The organism is Thalassotalea montiporae, assembly GCF_053485855.1.
The window spans coordinates 76,764-95,314 of record NZ_JBQRUO010000009.1; the positions used below are offsets into that span (position 1 = coordinate 76,764).

Below are 18,551 nucleotides of genomic sequence, written 5' to 3' on the forward strand. Positions count from 1 at the left end.
AGCATTAACAGGGCTGCTTGCGTGCTTTTAAATGGATAAATGAGCGAGTTGGCTATCAATGCGGCCATTGCGGGTTGATGCTATTTTTAGCGGATGATTAATTTTGTTCCACGCAGTGACTTTGCCTTTCATATTAATCAGCGGAAATTCCCCTTGCGTGTCGCAGGGTAAGCCTAAAAACGCAATGAGCTTGGCAAAGCTATCAGGCGCTGCAATATCTAGGGTTAATAAGTCTTGTGGGCGATTGGCAAAATATTGAGTGACACCTTGTTGGTGGTTAGCGTAACAATCAGTTAAAAATTCATCACTGTCGATATTTTCTCGTGTGAGCGGTGCAAACACTTGATTAAAACAGCGCTTTAAATGAGGGTTAAAACCGCCATCTTCACGTTGCAAATTTTGATACATACGGCTTAGCAATTGGCGAATTGACGGCAACCACTTATCTAAGTCACGGGTCAAATAAATAAACTTGCTGTTAGGGTAGTGTTTATCTAGTGCTTGGTAATCGCAAAATACGGGCGTATCAGCAATCACTTGGGCTTCCTCAAGACAGCTTTGCAAATAGGCAGTATGGGCAGTTTTGTAACCCAGTGCCAACATGGTGACACATATGCTAGTCGTTGCAGTGCGCGGTAAGCCAATGATCCAGATTTTCGGTGCTGCTGATAAATCTTGAGCAAGAGTAGGAGAATGTAGTGTTGATAGCGGGTTGGTCATAAACAGCGAGAATCGATCAGAGTGAACAGCGAATAAGATGATAAAACCGAGAGATTATAGCAAATCATCTCAGGCTAGCTAAAGTGGGTTATCAAATTTGGGCCCTTAAAAGAAGATTTTTCCAAAAGCACTTTATCGAAAGGCGAAGCAACAAAAAGCAGTCGCTCGTCTTGCCAATTGAGTCTATATCCAGCGACGCACTTGTGTGCAGTAGTCGTGGTAAGGTTCACCAAACAGTTGGTTGAGCATTCGCTCTTCTGGTTTAATTTGAAATTGCGTCATATAGCCAACAAATACGCCACACCAAATGAGGGTGAGGGGATGCTGTAAATATACTGCATAAGCTATGAGCATCAATAAAAATCCTAAGTACATGGGATTACGTGTAATACGGTAAATGCCCGTGTTAACAAGGCTTGAAGCATCACTTGGTGTCATCGGGTTAACTGTCGTTTGGGCTTTTCTAAACGCATAAACGCCAGCAAAAATAACGAAAGCACCAAGCAGTAACAAAGCGCCAGCAAGCTGAACGGCATAGTCTTTTGTTAAGGTAAAGGCAAAGTGCGACAATAGTTGTTGAGTTAACCACATCAGAAGCAACGATATTACTACCAACAACACTGGTGGTATTTTAAGTTCGAGTGTTTGCATAGTCCCTGTACTCCTCTTGTTTTATTCCTTTTATTTCATTTGATAAGCAGATCAACAAGGCCTAGCCGTTGCCAATAAATATGTACACGGTTCAAGTCTTGTTTTGTCGCCAAACTCACATGGCAAAACTAGCGCGTATTAATCGCTTAGGTATATACTGCCAGTCCCGAATATTCTAATAAATATTATTTTCATGAAAAAATTATCTTCTGTAATGTTAGCCAGTGCAGCTTTGCTGTCGGTTGCTGGCTGTAATGATAAACCTGTAACTGAAGCAGAAAGCGCCACTAAAGCCGAAATGGCTGCAAAAGCTGCGATGACCAATTCAGCTGAAGTGTTTAATCAAAGCTATAACAGCATCAATGGTGAACAGTTAGCAGAGCATGTAAAAGTGCTTGCGTCAGATAAATTCGCGGGTCGAGCGCCATCAAGCATTGGTGAAACGCTGACACTAGAGTACTTAACTGAACAGTTTAAAGCCTTAGGCCTAGAGCCGGGTAATGGCGATAGCTTTTTACAACAAGTGCCTTTAGTGTCAATTGAAGCATCGACTGATATGGCGTTATCAATCGGCGGTAAAGACTACAAATTTAAAGAAGATATGGTAATGAGCTCAAGCCGCATTACTGAGCTGTCTGAGCTAAAAGATTCTGAGTTAGTCTTTGTAGGCTACGGTGTAAATGCACCTGAATATAACTGGAACGATTACGAAGGGTTAGACGTTAAAGGTAAAACCGTGGTTATGCTCGTTAATGATCCGGGTTTTGCCACCAAGAACCCTGAGTTATTCACTGGCGAAGCCATGACGTACTACGGCCGCTGGACATACAAATACGAAGAAGCAAGCCGCCAAGGCGCAGAAGGTGCAATTATTATTCACGAAACGGCACCAGCATCTTATGGTTGGAACGTGGTGAAAAACTCATGGACTGGTGCGCAATTTGGCTTCCAACGTGATGATAACAACATGGGGCGCGTTGCCGTTGAAGGTTGGATCACCAGTGAGGTTGCCACCGAGCTGTTTAACAAAGCGGGTTTAGACTTTGCTGAAGCGAAAATGAATGCGGCAAAAGGCAGTTATCATGTTGATATGGGTGATTTAACGGCTTCTGTAACCGTGAAAAACACCATCAAAAAATCAGTGTCTAATAACTTTATCGCGACCTTGCCAGGTACGAAAAAATCAGATGAGCACATTATTTACAGTGCCCATTGGGATCATTTAGGCACAGATACCGCACTTGATGGCGACCAAATCTATAACGGTGCAGTCGATAACGCGACGGGTACGGCAGCACTGATTGAAGTGGCAGAAGCGTTCACTAAATTAGACGTAAAACCAGAGCGTTCAATTACTTTCTTGGCGGTAACTGCTGAAGAACAAGGCTTGTTAGGCTCAAAATTCTATGCTGCGAATCCTGTTATTCCAGCCAACAAAACCGTTGCCAACATCAATATGGACGCACTGGGTGTTAATGGTAAAAGCGCTGATGTTGCGGTGTATGGTTTAGGTCAATCTGAGCTAGATAACTACTTAACGAAAGCGGCGGAAAAACAAGGCCGAGTCATTTCAGGTGATCCTCGCCCAGCGGCGGGTATTTACTACCGCTCAGATCACTTTGCCTTTGCTAACATCGGTATTCCAGCGTTATATGCGAAAAGCGGTGCTCAACCTGCTGATGAAGCAACAGCGAAGTTACGTGAAATGTTAGACCCGAAACTGAAGAAGTGTTACCACAACCTATGTGATGAATATTCTGATGAGTGGGATTTATCTGGCGCAGTGCAAGATATGCAGGCATTTTTTGAAATTGGCTATGAGTTATCTAGCGAAAATGTATGGCCAAAATGGAGCGAGAGCTCTGAGTTTAAAAGACAGTAACCACAGTCTTTTAATGATTTAAACGCCGCGCTTACACAATGAAAGCACGCGATTAGCTAGGCGTTTAGAACAAGCGATTAACAGGGAGCCATAGTGCTCCCTTTTTTTGATTCTTTTCGTAAACTATGAGTGAGCATTATTGGTTAGCCGTTCGTTATATTCAATCTCATCTGAATGCACACTGGTCAAGCCTAGGTTCGCATAGTAAACTTTTATTGAAAAGTTAGGGAATACAAGGAGTTATTTTGATTGCCGTAGACAATTTAAGCTTTAGTCGTTACCAAGGTGGTCGTGAGTTTCCAATTTTGCGAGAGTTAAGCTTGTCGCTTAGCAAAGGCGAGCAGCTTGCTTTACTAGGCGATAGTGGCTCAGGTAAAACAACATTACTTCATATTCTCGCGGGCTTATTACCTGCTGACAAAGGCTCGGTGTCTATTGACGAGCTCGAACTTACCAAAATGGGGGATACGGAGCTTGCTTTATATCGTCGTCAATTGGGGCTTATTTTCCAACATTATCAATTGCTTGATTGCCTAACGGTTAAGCAAAATATTCTTTTTCAGTTTCAACTAAATTTTCCAAAACAAGCCGCACACGAGTTTGACGCACTCGTTGAAGCACTTGGCTTAGCGCACAAGCTAGATGCTATGCCGCATGAGTTATCAGGTGGTGAACAGCAGCGCGTTGGTATTGCTCGAGCATTACTCAATCAGCCGAAATTAGTACTTGCCGATGAACCCACAGGCAACTTAGACCAAACCCGCTCTCATCAAGTGGTTCAGCTACTAACTAAGCTTTGCCGAGAGCGCAACATTAACTTGGTAATGGTAACTCACAGTCAGCAGCTTACTGACTATTTTGATCGCGTTGAAATTTTAAGAGACGGTCAATTTGCTTAGCGCAAATAAAATGCATGCGATTGATTTGAGTGCCATTTGGCGAATTCTCGTCACGCATATTGCTTTTTATCGCCAACGCCCGTGGTTAATGGCGTTATTCGTATTGGGCTTTAGTTTAGGTAGCGCGCTACTCACGGCAATTACAGGGCTGAATCAAGAAGCTAAAACCCGATATAGCTACTCTTCTGCGCTTATTGAAAACCCAGTTACGCATATTATTCAGCCGCTAATTGGCCAAGAATATCTTCCTGGTGAGCTATGGCTGAAACTCCGAAAACACGGATTTACGAATGCGCAGCCCATTTTGCGCGGCAGATTAACGACAACAACAGGGCAAACGCTTAATATTCAGGGGATAAATTCACTGCTCTGGCTGCAAGCAGGAACCAGCAGCCAGCAACAAGAGCTGGTTAGTCGTTTATTTGATTCAACTAGTTCCAGCAATTCAGATGGCGCAGATAACGCTCACACAAGCATTGATAATAATGCCACGTCACCAAGCATTTACTCTCCGCTTACAACCTTGTTTGTTGATAGCCAATTCAAGCAAAGACTAGCGACCCAAGCAGCAAACGGCGAAGTGGCAGTAAACACAGAAGAGGCAAAATTGGCACCTGTGTTTACGCTCAATTCGCAACAGGCTCAGCCATTAGTCAAATTTGTTGATGGTATCGGGCTATGGGCAATTACCGACTTAGCCCTTACTGATCATTTGCTCGGTACACAAGGTCAGTTGAGTTTTATCGAGCTTAGCGAGTTAACACGCGATCAAGTTGGCAATATCGAAGCATTAATTGCTGGTCAAGCCAGGTTAGTTCAAGCAGATCAACAAAATTTTGATGTACTCTCAGGTGCGTTTTTTTTCAATTTAACGGCACTGGCACTTTTGGGGTATGTCGTTGCGGCGTTTTTGAGCTATAACGCGATTAAACTCACGCTGTCGGCGCGCAAGAAATTACTCAATCAACTGTATTTGCTCGGCTGCTCTAAAAAAAGCATTCAAGTGAGTTTACTCATTGAGCTTGTCGCCGTGAGTGTGATCACCGCCTTGATTGGCGCTTGGGGTGGCTACCTCATTGCCAATACGTTAGTGCTCGATGTAAATCGCACATTAATGGGACTTTATCAGCTAGAAAAAGCCTTAGTGGTTAACTGGCAATGGACTAATGTTGCTATTGGCTTCGTACTAAATGTTAGTGCGTTAGCCTTTATGTTGATTAGCCAAATTAAGGGCTTAAAACAATATCGCCAAACACTATTTATTGCCTTGCTCTTGTTGACGAGCGTTAGCTTTTTGTGGCTTTTCAACTTTGCCGACACTAAGTTTCAAGCCTTGCTACTGTGTTTTACTATTTTGGTGTTATTTATTTTATTGGTACCAAGACTGCTTAATGGTTTATCAAGTATTCGCGTAAGCGCTGGCAAAACAGGCATGCAACACCCGTTAATTCAGTGGCTACATGGTGATACTAAACAACATATTAGCGATCTCACCATCGCCATTGTGGCGATCTTAGTCGCGTTGGGCAGTGCGATTGGCATGCAGGTTATGGTGACAAGTTTTAGCAAAACACTGAATGCCCATTTGGAAAAGCAACTAAGCGCTGATATTTATTTACGCACAGATAAGGTAACTGCGGAATTTCGAGCGATGCTGAGTGCCCAGCCAGAGGTTAAGCAGGTGAGCGTTTATTTCCAAAGTGATGGTGAAGTGCAAACGCTACCCGCCAAACTCGCTAGTTTTGGCGATAGTCACTTAGATTACCAGCATATTTCACTAACCAGTGGTGAGCCGGTTAAGATGAGTCACTTTGCTGAAAATGGCTGTTTGGCGAATGAACAAGCAAGCATTAGATTTGGCATCAAACTCGGCGATATAGCGCACTTCAAACAGAACGCGATAGACTTTCCGTGTCGTATTTCGGGCTTTTTCTACGATTATGGTAACCCACTAATATCATTTTTCACGCTTGAAGCTCGCCATCAGTTAGCAAAGCTGAGTGGCCGTCATTATGGTTACTCGATTCGATTGGCTCATGAAGATACATCGGTTGAGCTTTTTAGCGAACGCTTAATCAACGAATTTAATCAAGACAGCAGCAAAATCTTACCCAATAAGCGCTTTAAACAATTTGCCAATGCACTGTTTGAAGACACCTTTGTTGTTACCAAAGCCCTCAACGCCTTTATTTTAGCGATTGCACTGCTCAGCCTTTGCACCAGTTTGCTGAGTTTAGGCGCTAACCAACGCAAACAGCTGGTGATATTGAATCATCTGGGGGTAACGCAGCGTCAGCTATTGATAATGAAGCTTTTGCAAACCAGTATTATTGTGGTGTTTACTGTGTTGTTTGCTTTACCGTTAGGGCTGGCACTTGGCATTGCATTGCTAAAATTTGTGATGCCGATTGCATTTGGCTGGACGATTCATTTCCATTTGGATATTCCGGCAATTATACAAACATGCTTGCTGCTAATGGTTGCCGCTATGGTCTGTGCCTATCTTCCCCTGCGGCGATTGGCTTATCGCCATGCAATTCGTCGTTCACCTAGCCATTCACCTGGCCGTTCACCCAAGCAGCAAAAGAGCTAGTCAAAAATCATGGATAGAATCACCGTGAAATCTCAATCCCTAAGCATGTTAATGATACTGGCTACGTTATTCATACTTGGCTGCCAACCAATGAATAATACGAATGATAAAGCAGATGAAAGCTCAGCATGGCAAACAGCAAGTGGTGAACCGGTCAAAAAGGGGGAAACCTTGGTGTTTCCTCAAGATCATGGGGCTCACCCAAATCAAGGTATTGAGTGGTGGTATTTAACCGCCAATTTAACCGCAACCACAGGTGAAACCTTTGGTGTTCAGTGGACGTTATTTCGCACCCTGATGCCTATGGTTAATATGCCTACGGATAAGACCGGTGAAAAATTAACGGAACCTTCAAACAAAGATAATTCAACTGAAACACAACTCAACTGGTGGGACAACAATCTATATTTTGCTCACTTTGCTTTGCAACACCAACAGCAGCACGTTGCCTTTGAACGCTTTGCACGGGCAGGGCAAGCAAGTGTGCATCACTCACCATTTGTTGCTGAAATTGATAATTGGCAGTTAGCAAGTCAAGGCAGTTCATTTCTGCCGCTGACACTCAATGCCGCTGATGGTGACTATCAGCTCAATATCGCATTAGGCGAAAGCCCACGCGTATTGCATGGCGAAGAAGGGTATAGCCAAAAAACAGGCGCAGGGCACGCATCATATTATTACAGTTACCCATTTTTAGCGGTGAATGGTGAACTTACCTTTGCAGGCAAAAAATACCAAGTATCGGGCAACGCGTGGTATGACCGAGAATGGTCTGCGAGTTTATTGAGTAAAGAACAGCTGGGTTGGGACTGGTTTAGCTTAGTGCAAGATGAAGCCAGCCAAAATGCACATGAAAACATGAGCGCTAAGGTTCGCAACAAGGAAAGTGCTGACAATGTAAAGGGGTTAATGGTTTTTTGTATTCGAGGGGCAACACAAACCTATGACTATTGCAGCGGTAGTAAAATTAACAAACGCGGCGAGGTAAGCCAAATCAACCAAGGAGATGTTGATATTAACGTCGTCGATACCGTTACTTTGGGTGGCCGTAAATACCCTCGCAAGTGGCAAGTCAAAGTGCCTGATATGCCTGCTATATCAATAGAATCGATCACGCGAGATTCACGCAATCAATTAACGTTTCCTTATTGGGAAGGACGAGTAAAGGCCAGTGGTGGTTTTAATGGGTTAGGTTATGCAGAGCTAACCGGCTATTAATTTGCTTCGTATAACATGATAAAAACAACATGATTTTATTGTTATTTTATTCAAATCGGGTGCTAAAATCTAAAGCATATACAACAGGATAATTAATAAAAGGAGGCTGTACTATGTACTTAGTACGCTTGATTTATGCGAGTCGCAAACCAAGAGATATTGTCGATGACAGCATTAATGATATTCTAGTCTCAGCTCGAAAACACAACAGTGCTAATAGTATTACGGGCTTGCTGTGTTTTAACCGCAAATACTTTTTACAGTGCATTGAAGGCTCTCGTAAGAAAGTAAACGAAACCTACCAGCGAATATTAAAAGACGAGCGCCATGAAGATATTATCATGCTCGATTATTGTGAAATCATAAAACGTGAATTTACTGACTGGAGTATGGGTTATATTCCCGATTCGTCATTAACTCACGATATTAATTTAAAATTCTCTGGTAGCTCTGAATTTGATCCATTCGAAATGTCAGGCGAAAGTGCACATCAGATGATGTTGGAGTTAAAAGAACAAGTGCCTGTGGTTGACTAGCCATCACGTTCAATGACAGTGCAATAAAGCTTAATAAAGTATAATCGGCCGATGGTTTTTATCGGCCTTTAACATTAGCCCTTAGCGTAAGCCTAGGCATATGTTGTTCACAATTTTATACCCAAGCGTTTAATTCGAGTTGGCTGAGCCAAATGAATTTCTGCTAACAAATAACAAGGCAATGTTGAAAGCGATGGTCGATTAGCTGTCTCATCTCCAATGACCATTGGAGTAAGCCATTGTTAGCCCAGTTCTAACATGAAAAAATAACAGCCAAATACTATAAGAATAAACAAATAAGAGAGCATGGCTAGTCGTTCGGGAATCGCATGTAAAATTAGCTGAGGCATTATTTTTATTGAAGTTAAAGTGGGAATAAAGAAATTCGAATACTGTTCAAATTTTACAACCACACTGTACGGTTTATTCACGAGTAACTTAACCCCACTCCAATAGGCAAGGGTAAAAGTTGAAGCGCCTAATACTTCGATTGTTGCCATAAGTTCCATGCCAATCATTATCTCTGGCCCCGCAATGAATAGTGCAATGACTACGGCTATACCTTTCCAACCTGCGTTCACTATTTTATGCTTTAATTGTTCAAACATACTTTCCCTTTCTGTTTAATAGTCTAATCATTTAGCTGTGCTTTTATTCCACCAGCGTTCGTCCTACCCATTCCCAATCGGGTGATTGAAAACTACTGAGATCGACAGGATATATATCTAGGTTTACCGTGCCTATAATGTGCGTTGATATACTGGCAGGTGGATTTTTAACAAATATCAATACAGAACTCTTTCCTTTGGTGTCAACGATATGCTTGTATTCTTCATCAGTATTTAATGGATCAAATGTGATCGGAATAGTCAGGTATTGATAGCGATGAGGTGCCCTCCAGCCTCTAGTAATACGATAGATGTAATCAGGTTTAATGAATTGAAAGCTGTGTTTTATGTCTTCAGGAACATCGTTAAACGGAATAATTTCCGCAAGCATAATGGTTTCTGCCTCACTCTGGCGAGATGCAATATAGTCTTGCAGCGCTTGCTCATTCTCTTTCGCCAGCTCACCTTGAGTAAGCAAAGGTTGTGTGATTGGTTCGTAAAGTTCTAGATTAAACTTAGCGATGTCGTAAGCATCGTAAATGTTTGATAAAAAATCAGTTATTTCAATTTGCTCGCAATTAACTTTATTCAACTGCTCGTACAGTGCCCCATTTAGTGCTTCGTTTTCTTCAATCCATACTTCTAGTTTTTCTAGGGTAATCTTAAGTTTGGCTTTAACTAAAATGCTCAACTCTTCTCTTGGCGCTAGTTCTGCGTACTCGTAATAATCACATTGTTTAGAAACTGCATGCAAAAATTGCAGCCACTGGAGGCTTTCAACACCTGCTTTAACAGTACGTTGTTCTATGTTGAGAAACTGCGCTGTTACTTGAAAAGAAAGGATAATCACAAGGACAGAGGCGAACAGAAATCTCATTGTTGCACCTCAATTGAGCCAGAACGTTTGGAGTTGTCGAGTCGGGTTAACGGTACAAATACCATTGTAAATCAAGTCCTTTTGACGCGGATTGCAAGTACCAGCGTAATAGAATAGCCATGTTAATTCAATGGCTTATATGTACTCATAAATCTGTAGTTTCCGCCTTATCTATTATTAAAATCAGCCTTTGCGTTAAAAACCGTATTGTTGCACTTCATTTCCAGTTACCAGTATTCCATGTAACTGATACAGTTTATTACTGTTTTTATTTGTATCTTGGTTTAGCTAATATCCATCTCTTACGATTGCCAGTAAGCCGTTTAGGGCTTGCTGCGAGCACTGACATTCATCTGCAAAACACAGGTATTTATGAAACTGACGTCTTTTGACCCTAGTAATCAACAAGCTTTAGGTGAGGTAGAAGTAGCTACCAGTGAGCAAATTCACGAGTGCATTCAAGGTGCAAAAGCCTATCAAAAACAGTGGCGACAATTGCCATTGGCTGAGCGCGTTGAAATCGTATACAAGGCATTTATGTCAATATCGCCTTATAGTGATGAGCTTGCAGTATTGCTGTCAAAAGAAATGGGTAAAGATATTGATCGCAGTACTAGCGAAGTACGCGGCGCTATTTTTGCGGGTAGTCATTATGCCAAAGAGGCGGGCGCGGCATTATCACCAAGAAATGATGGCAGTAATATAAGCTATCGAGCGTTGGGCGTATGTGCGGTTATATCACCGTGGAATTATCCGTTGGCAATGGCAGTTAACTTAATAGTACCCGCACTAGTTGCAGGCAACACTGTGGTGTTCAAACCGTCAGAGCAAACGCCATTAATTGCCGAGCAGTTCATCGCGCACCTAAATCAGCTCTTACCTAAAAATTTAATAACCATCGTTCATGGTGATGGCTCGGTGGGTGAAGCGCTAGCTAGGCATCAAGATATTGCTTTAGTTGCGTTTACAGGCTCGCAAGCGGTGGGCAAAAAGATTATGAAGTCAGCTGCATCAAGTTTAAAGCGCTTAGTAATGGAACTTGGTGGTAACGATCCAATGATTGTTTTAAAGGATGCGGATTTAGATGCCGCTGCACGTTTTGCCGTTGCTAGCAGCTTCGAAAATGCTGGGCAAATGTGTACATCAACTGAGCGCATATACGTTGAAAAAGCCGTTGCTCAAAGTTTTATAGACCGAGTTGTAACGATTGCCAGCTATTACCAAACAGGTGCCTGGGATGAGCCAAACGCCGATATCGGTCCAATTGTGAGTAAAAAGCAACTGGCTAAAATTACTGAACATATGGAAGATGCGCGAGAAAAGGGCGCAAATGTGCTACTTGGTGGTGATGTTAAACATGACAACTTCTTTAACCCAACTGTGTTAACGAATTTGTCGCCAAACATGTTGATGGAGCAAGAGGAAACGTTCGGGCCAGTTGTCGCTATTGCTGAGGTAGATTCCGTTGCTGAAGCTATTTATCGCGCGAACGACTCTGATTACGGCTTAGGAGCTGTAGTATTTGGTCGCGAACAAGTCGCAGAGGTCGCCAACCAATTAGAAGCCGGCATGATTGGTATTAACAAAGGTGCTGGTGGCGGTGGCGCTAGCCCTTGGGTAGGGGCTAAACAAAGTGGTTTTGGCTTTCACGGCGGTTTTGATGGTCATCGTCAGTTCGCGCAAGTCACCGTAATTAGTTAGTGCCCTCACGTAGTTTGAGTAAAGCTATTTAAATTAAAGCTAGTTAGAGTAAGGTTATCATTATATGTTAGGTGAAGGTTTTTACGTTGTTGAGCGCGAGCAGGGAGCCGAGAGCGATAATATTCCGCTGTGGGGTAACAAAGAAGAAAACCCTGCACAGCTCAGCGTTAATGCTTTAAATCAAGTAAACTTGGTGCCTGTACCTGAAGTGCCGGGCGCATTTCAATTGCTCAATGTATTATCGCATGAGGAATGTAACCGATTGATTGATATTGCTGAAACACTAGGCTTTAACCAAGATGCAGCGGTTTCACTTCCTAGGCATATTCGGCATAACGACAGCTTAACTTGGCTTACTGACGACACCACAGAGTCGCTTATTTGGCAGCGCTGCCAAGCGGCAATGTCGGCGGGTATTGAAGTGATTGGTGGTATGGCGCCGCTTGGCATTAATCAACGCTTTCGTTTCTACAAATATGGCGAAGGTGATTTTTTCAAACCACATACCGATGGTTCATGGCCAGGTAGTAAATTGATTGACGGTGTACACGTGCAAAACGCGTTTGACGATCGCTATAGTCAAATGACCTTTTTAATACTGCTTTCGGAAGACTTTGAAGGTGGCGATACTCAATTTTGGGTTAATGATGCCGAGCCTAACAGACCTGCGCAACGCGGTCAGCCAGCTAGGCAAGTGAATGTGAGAACACCAGCTGGCAGTGTATTGTGTTTTCCTCATGGTATGCATCCATTGCACTGTGTGCATAGCTCAGAGCCAATCACGCGTGGAACGAAATACATTATTCGCACTGATTTACTGTTTCCACTCGATTAATCGCATGGTGTAACCGCTTCGATAGCGCTGAGGTTTAACCAAAAATTTACGCTAGCGCTCAACGTTGTATTCTCTTTAATGAAAACAGCAATGCGGGTTACTTGCGGACTTCGATAATTCGCGTTAGCTGCTGCTCTAAATCTTTTGTTTGGCAAAACCCTAAAGCCAGCGGGTAAGCCTGATTCTCTTCAACAAAAAACAAAGCAGGGAAGCCCTGAACCTGCAATTGCTGACTAATGGTAAGGTGCTGTTGTAACTTTTGTTCGATCTCTGGCGATAACAGCACTTGCAAAAATAACTGGCGTTCTAACCCTATCGCTGCAGCACAATCAGCCAGTGTATCGACTAACGCTGGATTTTTTGCTTGCTGGTAGTAGGCGGTTTGAATGGCTTCTACCATTAAAGGGGCGCTGCCTTGCTGAATATGTTCAGCGCTGAGTACAGCGCGACAAGCTGGGTAAGTTGAACGATAGGGCGTATTAAGCCGCCAAAAGTCGTGATTAAATTTTGCCTGTGATCTTGCTTCGATTTGATGCCAATATTGAGCAATGGTTTGTTGAAGCTCAGCGGGCATTGGCGTTGTGCTATCGGGAGCTAACCCACCCATGATCCATTCAACCTCTGCCTCTGGATGATTCGCCAGAAACGATTTTAATTCAGGAGCAAATCCGTAACACCATCCACACATAGGGTCCATCACGTAGACTAGTCGCACAAGTACCTCTTTTTATATCGGATTATTTGGGAGTACATTTTATTTTTAAACACTTACTTTTTAATACACACACAATTGCAAGCTAGCAACGATGCTCTGCCATATATTCTATGGGATCAAGCGCGTTTGCGGGTTTACTGTAAGTGGAACAGCATGATTTGCTTTGATGACTTCTGCCCCTTGTTCACTTCGAACAAAACGTAGAAAACTTTTTACTCTTTCCTTTGGTTTATCCGACGTTATTAAATACAAATTTCGGGTTAGCCCATATGTGTTGTTAAGCACATTATCCGTTGTTGGAAAAATACCATTAATGCCGATTGGCGCTATTTTGTTATCGCATTGCGACACTCTCACTAGTGTCGTCATCCCTATCGCGCCACGCTTATTTGCAATTGCTCGCGCCATTTGCCCAGATTTTTTCTTAATTTGAATGTTTTTCGCAAGCGTTAACTGAGCAAAGCAGGGCACTTTGGCCAAGAATACTTCAGTATCCACTTCATTCGCGGGCCTAATAAACGGTGTTATTGCAATGTCTGCGCCTCCAAGTTGTTGCCAATTAGTCACCGAGCCACTGTATATTGCACATAACTGTTGCTCCGAAATTGAATCAACCTTTACGGTGTGGTTTACTCCCATTACAACCGCAACTTTAGCAAGGGGATGCACGCGCAAATTTAGTTGAGCTAGATGGCTCTGGTCAAATCCATGGCTAGCCATTGCGATATCAATTGTATTGCTCGTCAACGCCGCTATACGTTTTTTAGGGCTTAAGCCTTTACCTATTTGAATGTTAGCTGCATTAGCACTTCTTATATATTGCTGTACTAATGCTTCAACAAGCGGCTTCACGCCCGTCGAACCATCAATCACCAAAGCTTCATTATTTTTTGAATGGGCTGCGAAGCTGGCAAAAGCAAGAAAAAATAGACATAGCGCTAACTTATACAATTGGAAATCTCTGATGTGATTGACGTTTATCGTAATTAGACTGTCTATTTTAAAAACGAAAAAGTCAATTGCTTGGTGTAATTGATACTAGCGTGCTTCGCATCGTAAAATGAAGACAACAGACATGCACTAAAACGAGAGGAGCTGAAGAGTTCGCTATATTTTCTTCTTAACGGCTTTTTTGCGCAACAACATATAAATGTTTATTTGGCCAATCATCGTTTTCTAGATGTCGGCAGATACAGTTATTGGTATTTAGCAGCTCTAAAATAGCAGGTATTCCGATGGCGGCGTGATACAGTTCTTGCCCAAGAAAAGGGTTGCTGCCTTCTCCCGCACTATCTACGGCACCACTGGTAAAAATGATTACCCCACCAGCACTAAGAGAGTTTAGTAATTTATCTAGAACGGCACTTTGCGCCTCTAATGGCACATGCCAAATGCTGTCCCATGCTGAAATGAAGTCGTACTTATGTGGCGGCTGCCACTCACAAATATCTGCGTGATGAAAAGTTAAATCAGGGTGTCGGCGCTCTGCTAATTTCAGCATCTCCTCAGAGTAATCTAGCCCTTCAACTTCAAAACCCTTATCAAGTAGCAGCTCAATAATGCGGCCACTGCTTCCACAACCAATATCTATGGCTTTGCCATTACAATTTGAGAAATTAATCGCTCTTTTGTGTTGTTCAATTCCATTATGACGATTGAAATTTGAGCCATTCCAATGTTCAGCTATTTTGTCGTAATTTGACGCTTGTTGTTTGGTGTCCATGTTGTTTTTTGGTTCCTTTAAAGTGATCTCACTATAGTTACTGAAAATGTGCAGCGAACTAAAACTGAAAAAGCGTTATCAATACGATCGACCAGCTTACTATATTTTGTTACGGCACTTGATCTAATCCCTTGCTTTACTCATCAGCCATTTGGACGTAAAGCCTGCACTACCAAATAGAAAAACGACTCCCGCTAACCAAGGTAATCCTCCTGCCCAGCCATTCCATTGAATTTTGGCAAACCCAAACACAAAAATATATGCAACAAGTGCCCAAACTAAAACTACGCTAATTAAATTTCCTATATGTGAAGGCATGTTTTTCTCTTTCATAGGTTTTTAACCTACACCAAGCTGAATAATTAAAAGATCGATGTCGGAGTCTGAATCATTAATTAGACCGTGTTCTCCAAAAGGCCTATTTTTGATCATATCGCCTTTTTTAACCTTAACTTCCTGATTATCAATGGTCATTGTTCCAGAGCCTTCAAGAATTATATACATTTCTTCGTTGTTACCATGTTTATGGTAACCAACAGTTGATTGGGGAGGGATAATTTGTCTGTCGATAAAGTCGCAGTTACTAACGAAGTCAGATTTAGCCCATATTTCATACAATTCAACAGAGCCTATTCCTCCATGTGCAGAATGTTGTATTTGTTTTTGTGTTTCTAAAAAGTTGCGAATCATCTGTGAACTTCTCTAAGTGTATAACGTCCTGTTTATTCCTTGCTTTGCCCTGTGCTTTTAACAGGAAACTTACCTTTGATAGCAAACCAAAGACCAGGAAAACCAAACGCGAAAAAGAATAAAATGGCATTAATAACTGACGGTTCAGATCTATTCCCTGATACTAAGTCACCGTTACCTAATTGACCTAAAAAATACCAGATAGATAAAACAAAAGCAGTTAAGCCAATTAAACGACCTAAGTAATTACGTATCTTTCCTGTTGTAATGCACATTACAAAAATGACTAAGCAAAATGTGCCAAACATATAAATACCGATTGGCTTACTCATATCAGGTGCAATTAAGAACATTACTAAACCAAATAGTCCAGTAATACTACCTAGTAATAATCTTGAAAAAGGACTTAACCCTTGGTTAAGTACCTGTTGACCAGATTTGTACATACTTTCCTTGTAACCGTAACGCTTAAATAAGTGGCTGAAAATGCTTGGCTATACTTTGTAGCGGAGGGGAACCGAGCCAAGCGTTAGCAGTTCCAACTTTATTGGCTTGTTGTGTATAAGTTTAAACAAGCCTTGATTAATTTTTTAACTGAGTAATTGTTGCAATACCTATGAGGCCCATAATTAATGTAGAAACAAATAATAAAGGCTCAAAATTCTCGCCTATTAAAGGCAAACTTAAGGTATAAATAGAACCAAGAATTCCAAAGCACAAAATGCTACTGGTAATATAAGCGACAAACTTACTCGGCTTTCCACCTTTATTGTACAGTGCCATTGTTGTCACAATATAAGCGAGAGCTACTATTAATGCACTTACAGGTGCCTTACCTAGCAATACAGTAGCAATTCCAACGGCTGAAAAAATAGAAAATATTGCGGTTAAAATAATTCGAATTTTACGCATATTATCCTTACACATAGCGCCACGTTAAGCGGTAAATAACTGTTGGCTATAATGTGAAGCGAAACCGAGCCAACAGTTATTTGTTCGTTTCAACGCCTTGTTATACCTTACCACTGCGGCTAAAATGACTTAATAAAAGACCACTTAAAGGTGCCATTAAATGACTACAAGAATTTTAGCTGATGTTGCAGCAAGCATCACTGAATTAAAAGCTAATCCGATGAAAGTTGCAAGCAGTGCTTACGGTGAGCCTGTTGCTGTGCTTAACCGAAATGAGCCTGCATTCTATTGTGTGCCTGCCGAAGCTTACGAAATGATGATGGATAAGCTAGAAGATATTGAATTGCTTGCCATGGCAAAAGACCGTGAATCTGAAGAGAGTGTTTCGGTAAACATTGATGACTTATAGTCTAGACTTTAAAAAGAGCGCATTCAAAGAATGGAAAAAGCTAGGTTCAACTTTACAGGATCAATTTAAGAAAAAGCTGAAAGAACGACTGGAGAATCCGCATGTTCCTGCTGCCAAACTATCGGGTGCTGATAACATTTACAAAATTAAGTTACGCCAGTCAGGATACAGATTAGTTTATAAGGTCGAAGATGACGTGATCATCGTCACTGTTTTAGCAATTGGGAAACGTGAACGCAGTGAAGTTTATCGTAAAGCACTAACTCGGCTTGATAACTGAATAGGGTACAACGCCGCAATAAGCGGCAAGTGAAGCTTGGCTAAAATCGGCGAGGAACGAGCACGAGCCAAGCGTTACGCGTCCGATTAATTGCCTTGTTATAACTCTTTCACCAAGCAATATGTTGTATGGCCTTTGGGGTAATCTGCCAACTCGCCAAACACCCTAAAACCCAGTTTTTCATAAAATGGACGCGCTTGAAAGCTTAATGTCTCCGTACGCATATACTTGAATCCTTTTTCTAAAGCATATTTCTCGGCGGCTGCTATTAGTTTAGCCCCTACCCCTAATCCACGAGCATTAGGAGAAAGCCAAAGCAACTCAATGATGCAATAATTCCAGAACGCAGTAGCCCTCATCCCACCTTGGATTTCTCCGCTAGCATTTTTAGCAAATACAGCAAATTTTGTGTCTTCTTCGAAAACAATGTCATCTGAAATATGCTGTTGATTAAAACTTTGGATCCCTTTACTGATTGTTTTTAGATTTTCTTCCGAGGGAAATGATGTTACTTCGATGATCATTCTGATTTCCTGAATGGGGACTACTTATCGAGTTATAACGCTTGAATAAACGGCTAAAAATGCTTGGCTATACTTTGTGAGCGCAGCGAACTAAGCCAAGCGTTTTTAGTCCGATTGATTTTCTTGTTAACTGGCTTCTGCTAATAAATGAACTTCATCGCCGTAAAGCCATACTCTATGAAACTCGCCTAGGCTGTCTTTTAATAACGATTCAATTCGAGAAATAATAACTTCATCAGGTAGTGCTGTTCTGCCCGCTGTATACAAAACTAGCTCAATAGGATCAGATACGTTATAGGTTTTAGTCAGTTTACCCGCTATAGTCTGTTCTGACACATCATCCCCCCAGACAACCTGGGGTTCTCCGGTTTTTAGAGCCTTTGTAATTGCCGCGCAAAACTCATGAGAACATGCTTCTGTTAATTCAAAATATACTGGGCTGCCATTTAATTCACAATATATGTCTGGCTGTCTAGCGTCAGCACAGCCCTTCCTAATTGTTTCAGAATTAACATTAAGACTTGCTTTATCAACAAAGCCTAAAAATATATTTAACTCAACTTTTGCTTTATCGCTTTCAGTTCTCACCTATCTATCCTTAGACAGTTAACGCCGCAATAAGCGGCAAGTGAAGCTTGGCTAAAATCGGCGAGGAACGAGCACGAGCCAAGCGTAACGTGTGATCTTGCCCCGATAAAATGGACACGCTCCATGTTTAATTTAGTGCTGACTCAAATTCAGCAGGTGTTTGATATCCTAAACTCGAATGTAATCGCTG

22 protein-coding genes are annotated in these 18,551 nt (G+C 41.9%); 9 read left to right on the forward strand and 13 right to left on the reverse strand.

Annotated features, from left to right (window positions below; all coding sequences use genetic code 11):
• Positions 1-27: 27 nt before the first annotated feature.
• Positions 28-603, reverse strand: coding sequence for a sulfotransferase (locus ACSLUR_RS17960; RefSeq protein ID WP_448556696.1), 576 nt, complete (start codon positions 601-603; stop codon positions 28-30).
• A 300-nt stretch (positions 604-903) separates the two neighbouring features.
• The gene (locus ACSLUR_RS17965; protein ID WP_448556676.1) at positions 904-1,371 is read right to left on the reverse strand and encodes a methyltransferase family protein; all 468 of its coding nucleotides are present in this window, start codon (positions 1,369-1,371) and stop codon (positions 904-906) included.
• Positions 1,372-1,564: 193 nt separating this feature from the next.
• On the opposite strand from ACSLUR_RS17965, the gene ACSLUR_RS17970 reads away from it, so the two are divergent.
• The 5 genes from ACSLUR_RS17970 (at position 1,565) to ACSLUR_RS17990 (ending at position 8,499) form a co-directional block, all read left to right on the forward strand.
• The gene (locus tag ACSLUR_RS17970; RefSeq protein WP_448556677.1) at positions 1,565-3,253 is read left to right on the forward strand and encodes a M28 family metallopeptidase; all 1,689 of its coding nucleotides are present in this window, start codon (positions 1,565-1,567) and stop codon (positions 3,251-3,253) included.
• Positions 3,254-3,498: 245 nt separating this feature from the next.
• The gene (locus ACSLUR_RS17975; RefSeq protein ID WP_448556678.1) at positions 3,499-4,152 is read left to right on the forward strand and encodes an ABC transporter ATP-binding protein; all 654 of its coding nucleotides are present in this window, start codon (positions 3,499-3,501) and stop codon (positions 4,150-4,152) included.
• A gap of 10 nt (positions 4,153-4,162) precedes the next feature.
• Positions 4,163-6,745: an FtsX-like permease family protein gene (locus ACSLUR_RS17980; RefSeq protein ID WP_448556679.1), complete on the forward strand. Its 2,583-nt coding sequence runs from the start codon at positions 4,163-4,165 to the stop codon at positions 6,743-6,745.
• A gap of 90 nt (positions 6,746-6,835) precedes the next feature.
• The gene (locus tag ACSLUR_RS17985; protein WP_448556680.1) at positions 6,836-7,963 is read left to right on the forward strand and encodes a lipocalin-like domain-containing protein; all 1,128 of its coding nucleotides are present in this window, start codon (positions 6,836-6,838) and stop codon (positions 7,961-7,963) included.
• 113 nt (positions 7,964-8,076) lie between these two features.
• Positions 8,077-8,499, forward strand: coding sequence for a BLUF domain-containing protein (locus ACSLUR_RS17990; protein WP_116013178.1), 423 nt, complete (start codon positions 8,077-8,079; stop codon positions 8,497-8,499).
• Positions 8,500-8,741: 242 nt separating this feature from the next.
• On the opposite strand, the gene ACSLUR_RS17995 is transcribed toward ACSLUR_RS17990, so the two are convergent.
• Both ACSLUR_RS17995 and ACSLUR_RS18000 read right to left on the reverse strand, forming a co-directional pair.
• Positions 8,742-9,107 (reverse strand): hypothetical protein, encoded by a 366-nt coding sequence (locus tag ACSLUR_RS17995; protein ID WP_448556681.1) that lies wholly within the window; start codon positions 9,105-9,107, stop codon positions 8,742-8,744.
• Positions 9,108-9,150: 43 nt separating this feature from the next.
• A complete protein-coding gene (locus ACSLUR_RS18000) occupies positions 9,151-9,984 on the reverse strand; it encodes a hypothetical protein (protein WP_448556682.1) in 834 nt (277 codons plus the stop codon).
• A 372-nt stretch (positions 9,985-10,356) separates the two neighbouring features.
• Between ACSLUR_RS18000 and ACSLUR_RS18005 the strand changes: the two genes are divergently transcribed.
• Positions 10,357-11,685 carry an aldehyde dehydrogenase family protein gene (locus tag ACSLUR_RS18005; RefSeq protein ID WP_448556683.1) on the forward strand — a complete coding sequence of 443 codons (1,329 nt, stop codon included), beginning with the start codon at positions 10,357-10,359 and terminating at the stop codon, positions 11,683-11,685.
• A gap of 64 nt (positions 11,686-11,749) precedes the next feature.
• Complete coding sequence (locus tag ACSLUR_RS18010; RefSeq protein WP_448556684.1) at positions 11,750-12,520, forward strand: 2OG-Fe(II) oxygenase; 771 nt, start codon at positions 11,750-11,752, stop codon at positions 12,518-12,520.
• A gap of 97 nt (positions 12,521-12,617) precedes the next feature.
• On the opposite strand, the gene ACSLUR_RS18015 is transcribed toward ACSLUR_RS18010, so the two are convergent.
• From ACSLUR_RS18015 to ACSLUR_RS18045, 7 genes are all read right to left on the reverse strand, one after another.
• Complete coding sequence (locus ACSLUR_RS18015) at positions 12,618-13,235, reverse strand: DsbA family protein (RefSeq protein ID WP_448556685.1); 618 nt, start codon at positions 13,233-13,235, stop codon at positions 12,618-12,620.
• 108 nt (positions 13,236-13,343) lie between these two features.
• On the reverse strand, positions 13,344-14,186 hold the full coding sequence (locus ACSLUR_RS18020) for a substrate-binding domain-containing protein (protein ID WP_448556686.1): 843 nt from the start codon (positions 14,184-14,186) through the stop codon (positions 13,344-13,346).
• Between the two features lie 169 nt (positions 14,187-14,355).
• Entirely contained in the window at positions 14,356-14,958 is a 603-nt protein-coding gene (locus tag ACSLUR_RS18025) for a class I SAM-dependent methyltransferase (protein ID WP_448556687.1), read from the reverse strand.
• A gap of 123 nt (positions 14,959-15,081) precedes the next feature.
• Positions 15,082-15,291, reverse strand: a complete 210-nt coding sequence (locus ACSLUR_RS18030) for a hypothetical protein (RefSeq protein ID WP_448556688.1) — start codon at positions 15,289-15,291, stop codon at positions 15,082-15,084.
• Positions 15,292-15,297: 6 nt separating this feature from the next.
• Positions 15,298-15,648 carry a cupin domain-containing protein gene (locus tag ACSLUR_RS18035; protein ID WP_448556689.1) on the reverse strand — a complete coding sequence of 117 codons (351 nt, stop codon included), beginning with the start codon at positions 15,646-15,648 and terminating at the stop codon, positions 15,298-15,300.
• Positions 15,649-15,680: 32 nt separating this feature from the next.
• On the reverse strand, positions 15,681-16,094 hold the full coding sequence (locus ACSLUR_RS18040) for a hypothetical protein (protein WP_448556690.1): 414 nt from the start codon (positions 16,092-16,094) through the stop codon (positions 15,681-15,683).
• A gap of 136 nt (positions 16,095-16,230) precedes the next feature.
• Positions 16,231-16,560, reverse strand: a complete 330-nt coding sequence (locus ACSLUR_RS18045; protein ID WP_448556691.1) for a hypothetical protein — start codon at positions 16,558-16,560, stop codon at positions 16,231-16,233.
• 160 nt (positions 16,561-16,720) lie between these two features.
• Between ACSLUR_RS18045 and ACSLUR_RS18050 the strand changes: the two genes are divergently transcribed.
• The gene (locus tag ACSLUR_RS18050; RefSeq protein WP_448556692.1) at positions 16,721-16,969 is read left to right on the forward strand and encodes a type II toxin-antitoxin system Phd/YefM family antitoxin; all 249 of its coding nucleotides are present in this window, start codon (positions 16,721-16,723) and stop codon (positions 16,967-16,969) included.
• Positions 16,959-17,249, forward strand: coding sequence for a type II toxin-antitoxin system RelE family toxin (locus ACSLUR_RS18055; RefSeq protein ID WP_448556693.1), 291 nt, complete (start codon positions 16,959-16,961; stop codon positions 17,247-17,249). Before ACSLUR_RS18050 ends, ACSLUR_RS18055 begins: the two co-directional genes overlap by 11 nt.
• A gap of 98 nt (positions 17,250-17,347) precedes the next feature.
• Here ACSLUR_RS18055 and ACSLUR_RS18060 read toward each other — a convergent pair whose 3' ends face one another.
• Positions 17,348-17,773 (reverse strand): GNAT family N-acetyltransferase, encoded by a 426-nt coding sequence (locus tag ACSLUR_RS18060; protein WP_448556694.1) that lies wholly within the window; start codon positions 17,771-17,773, stop codon positions 17,348-17,350.
• A gap of 126 nt (positions 17,774-17,899) precedes the next feature.
• Entirely contained in the window at positions 17,900-18,361 is a 462-nt protein-coding gene (locus tag ACSLUR_RS18065) for a hypothetical protein (protein WP_448556695.1), read from the reverse strand.
• Positions 18,362-18,551: the final 190 nt, after the last annotated feature.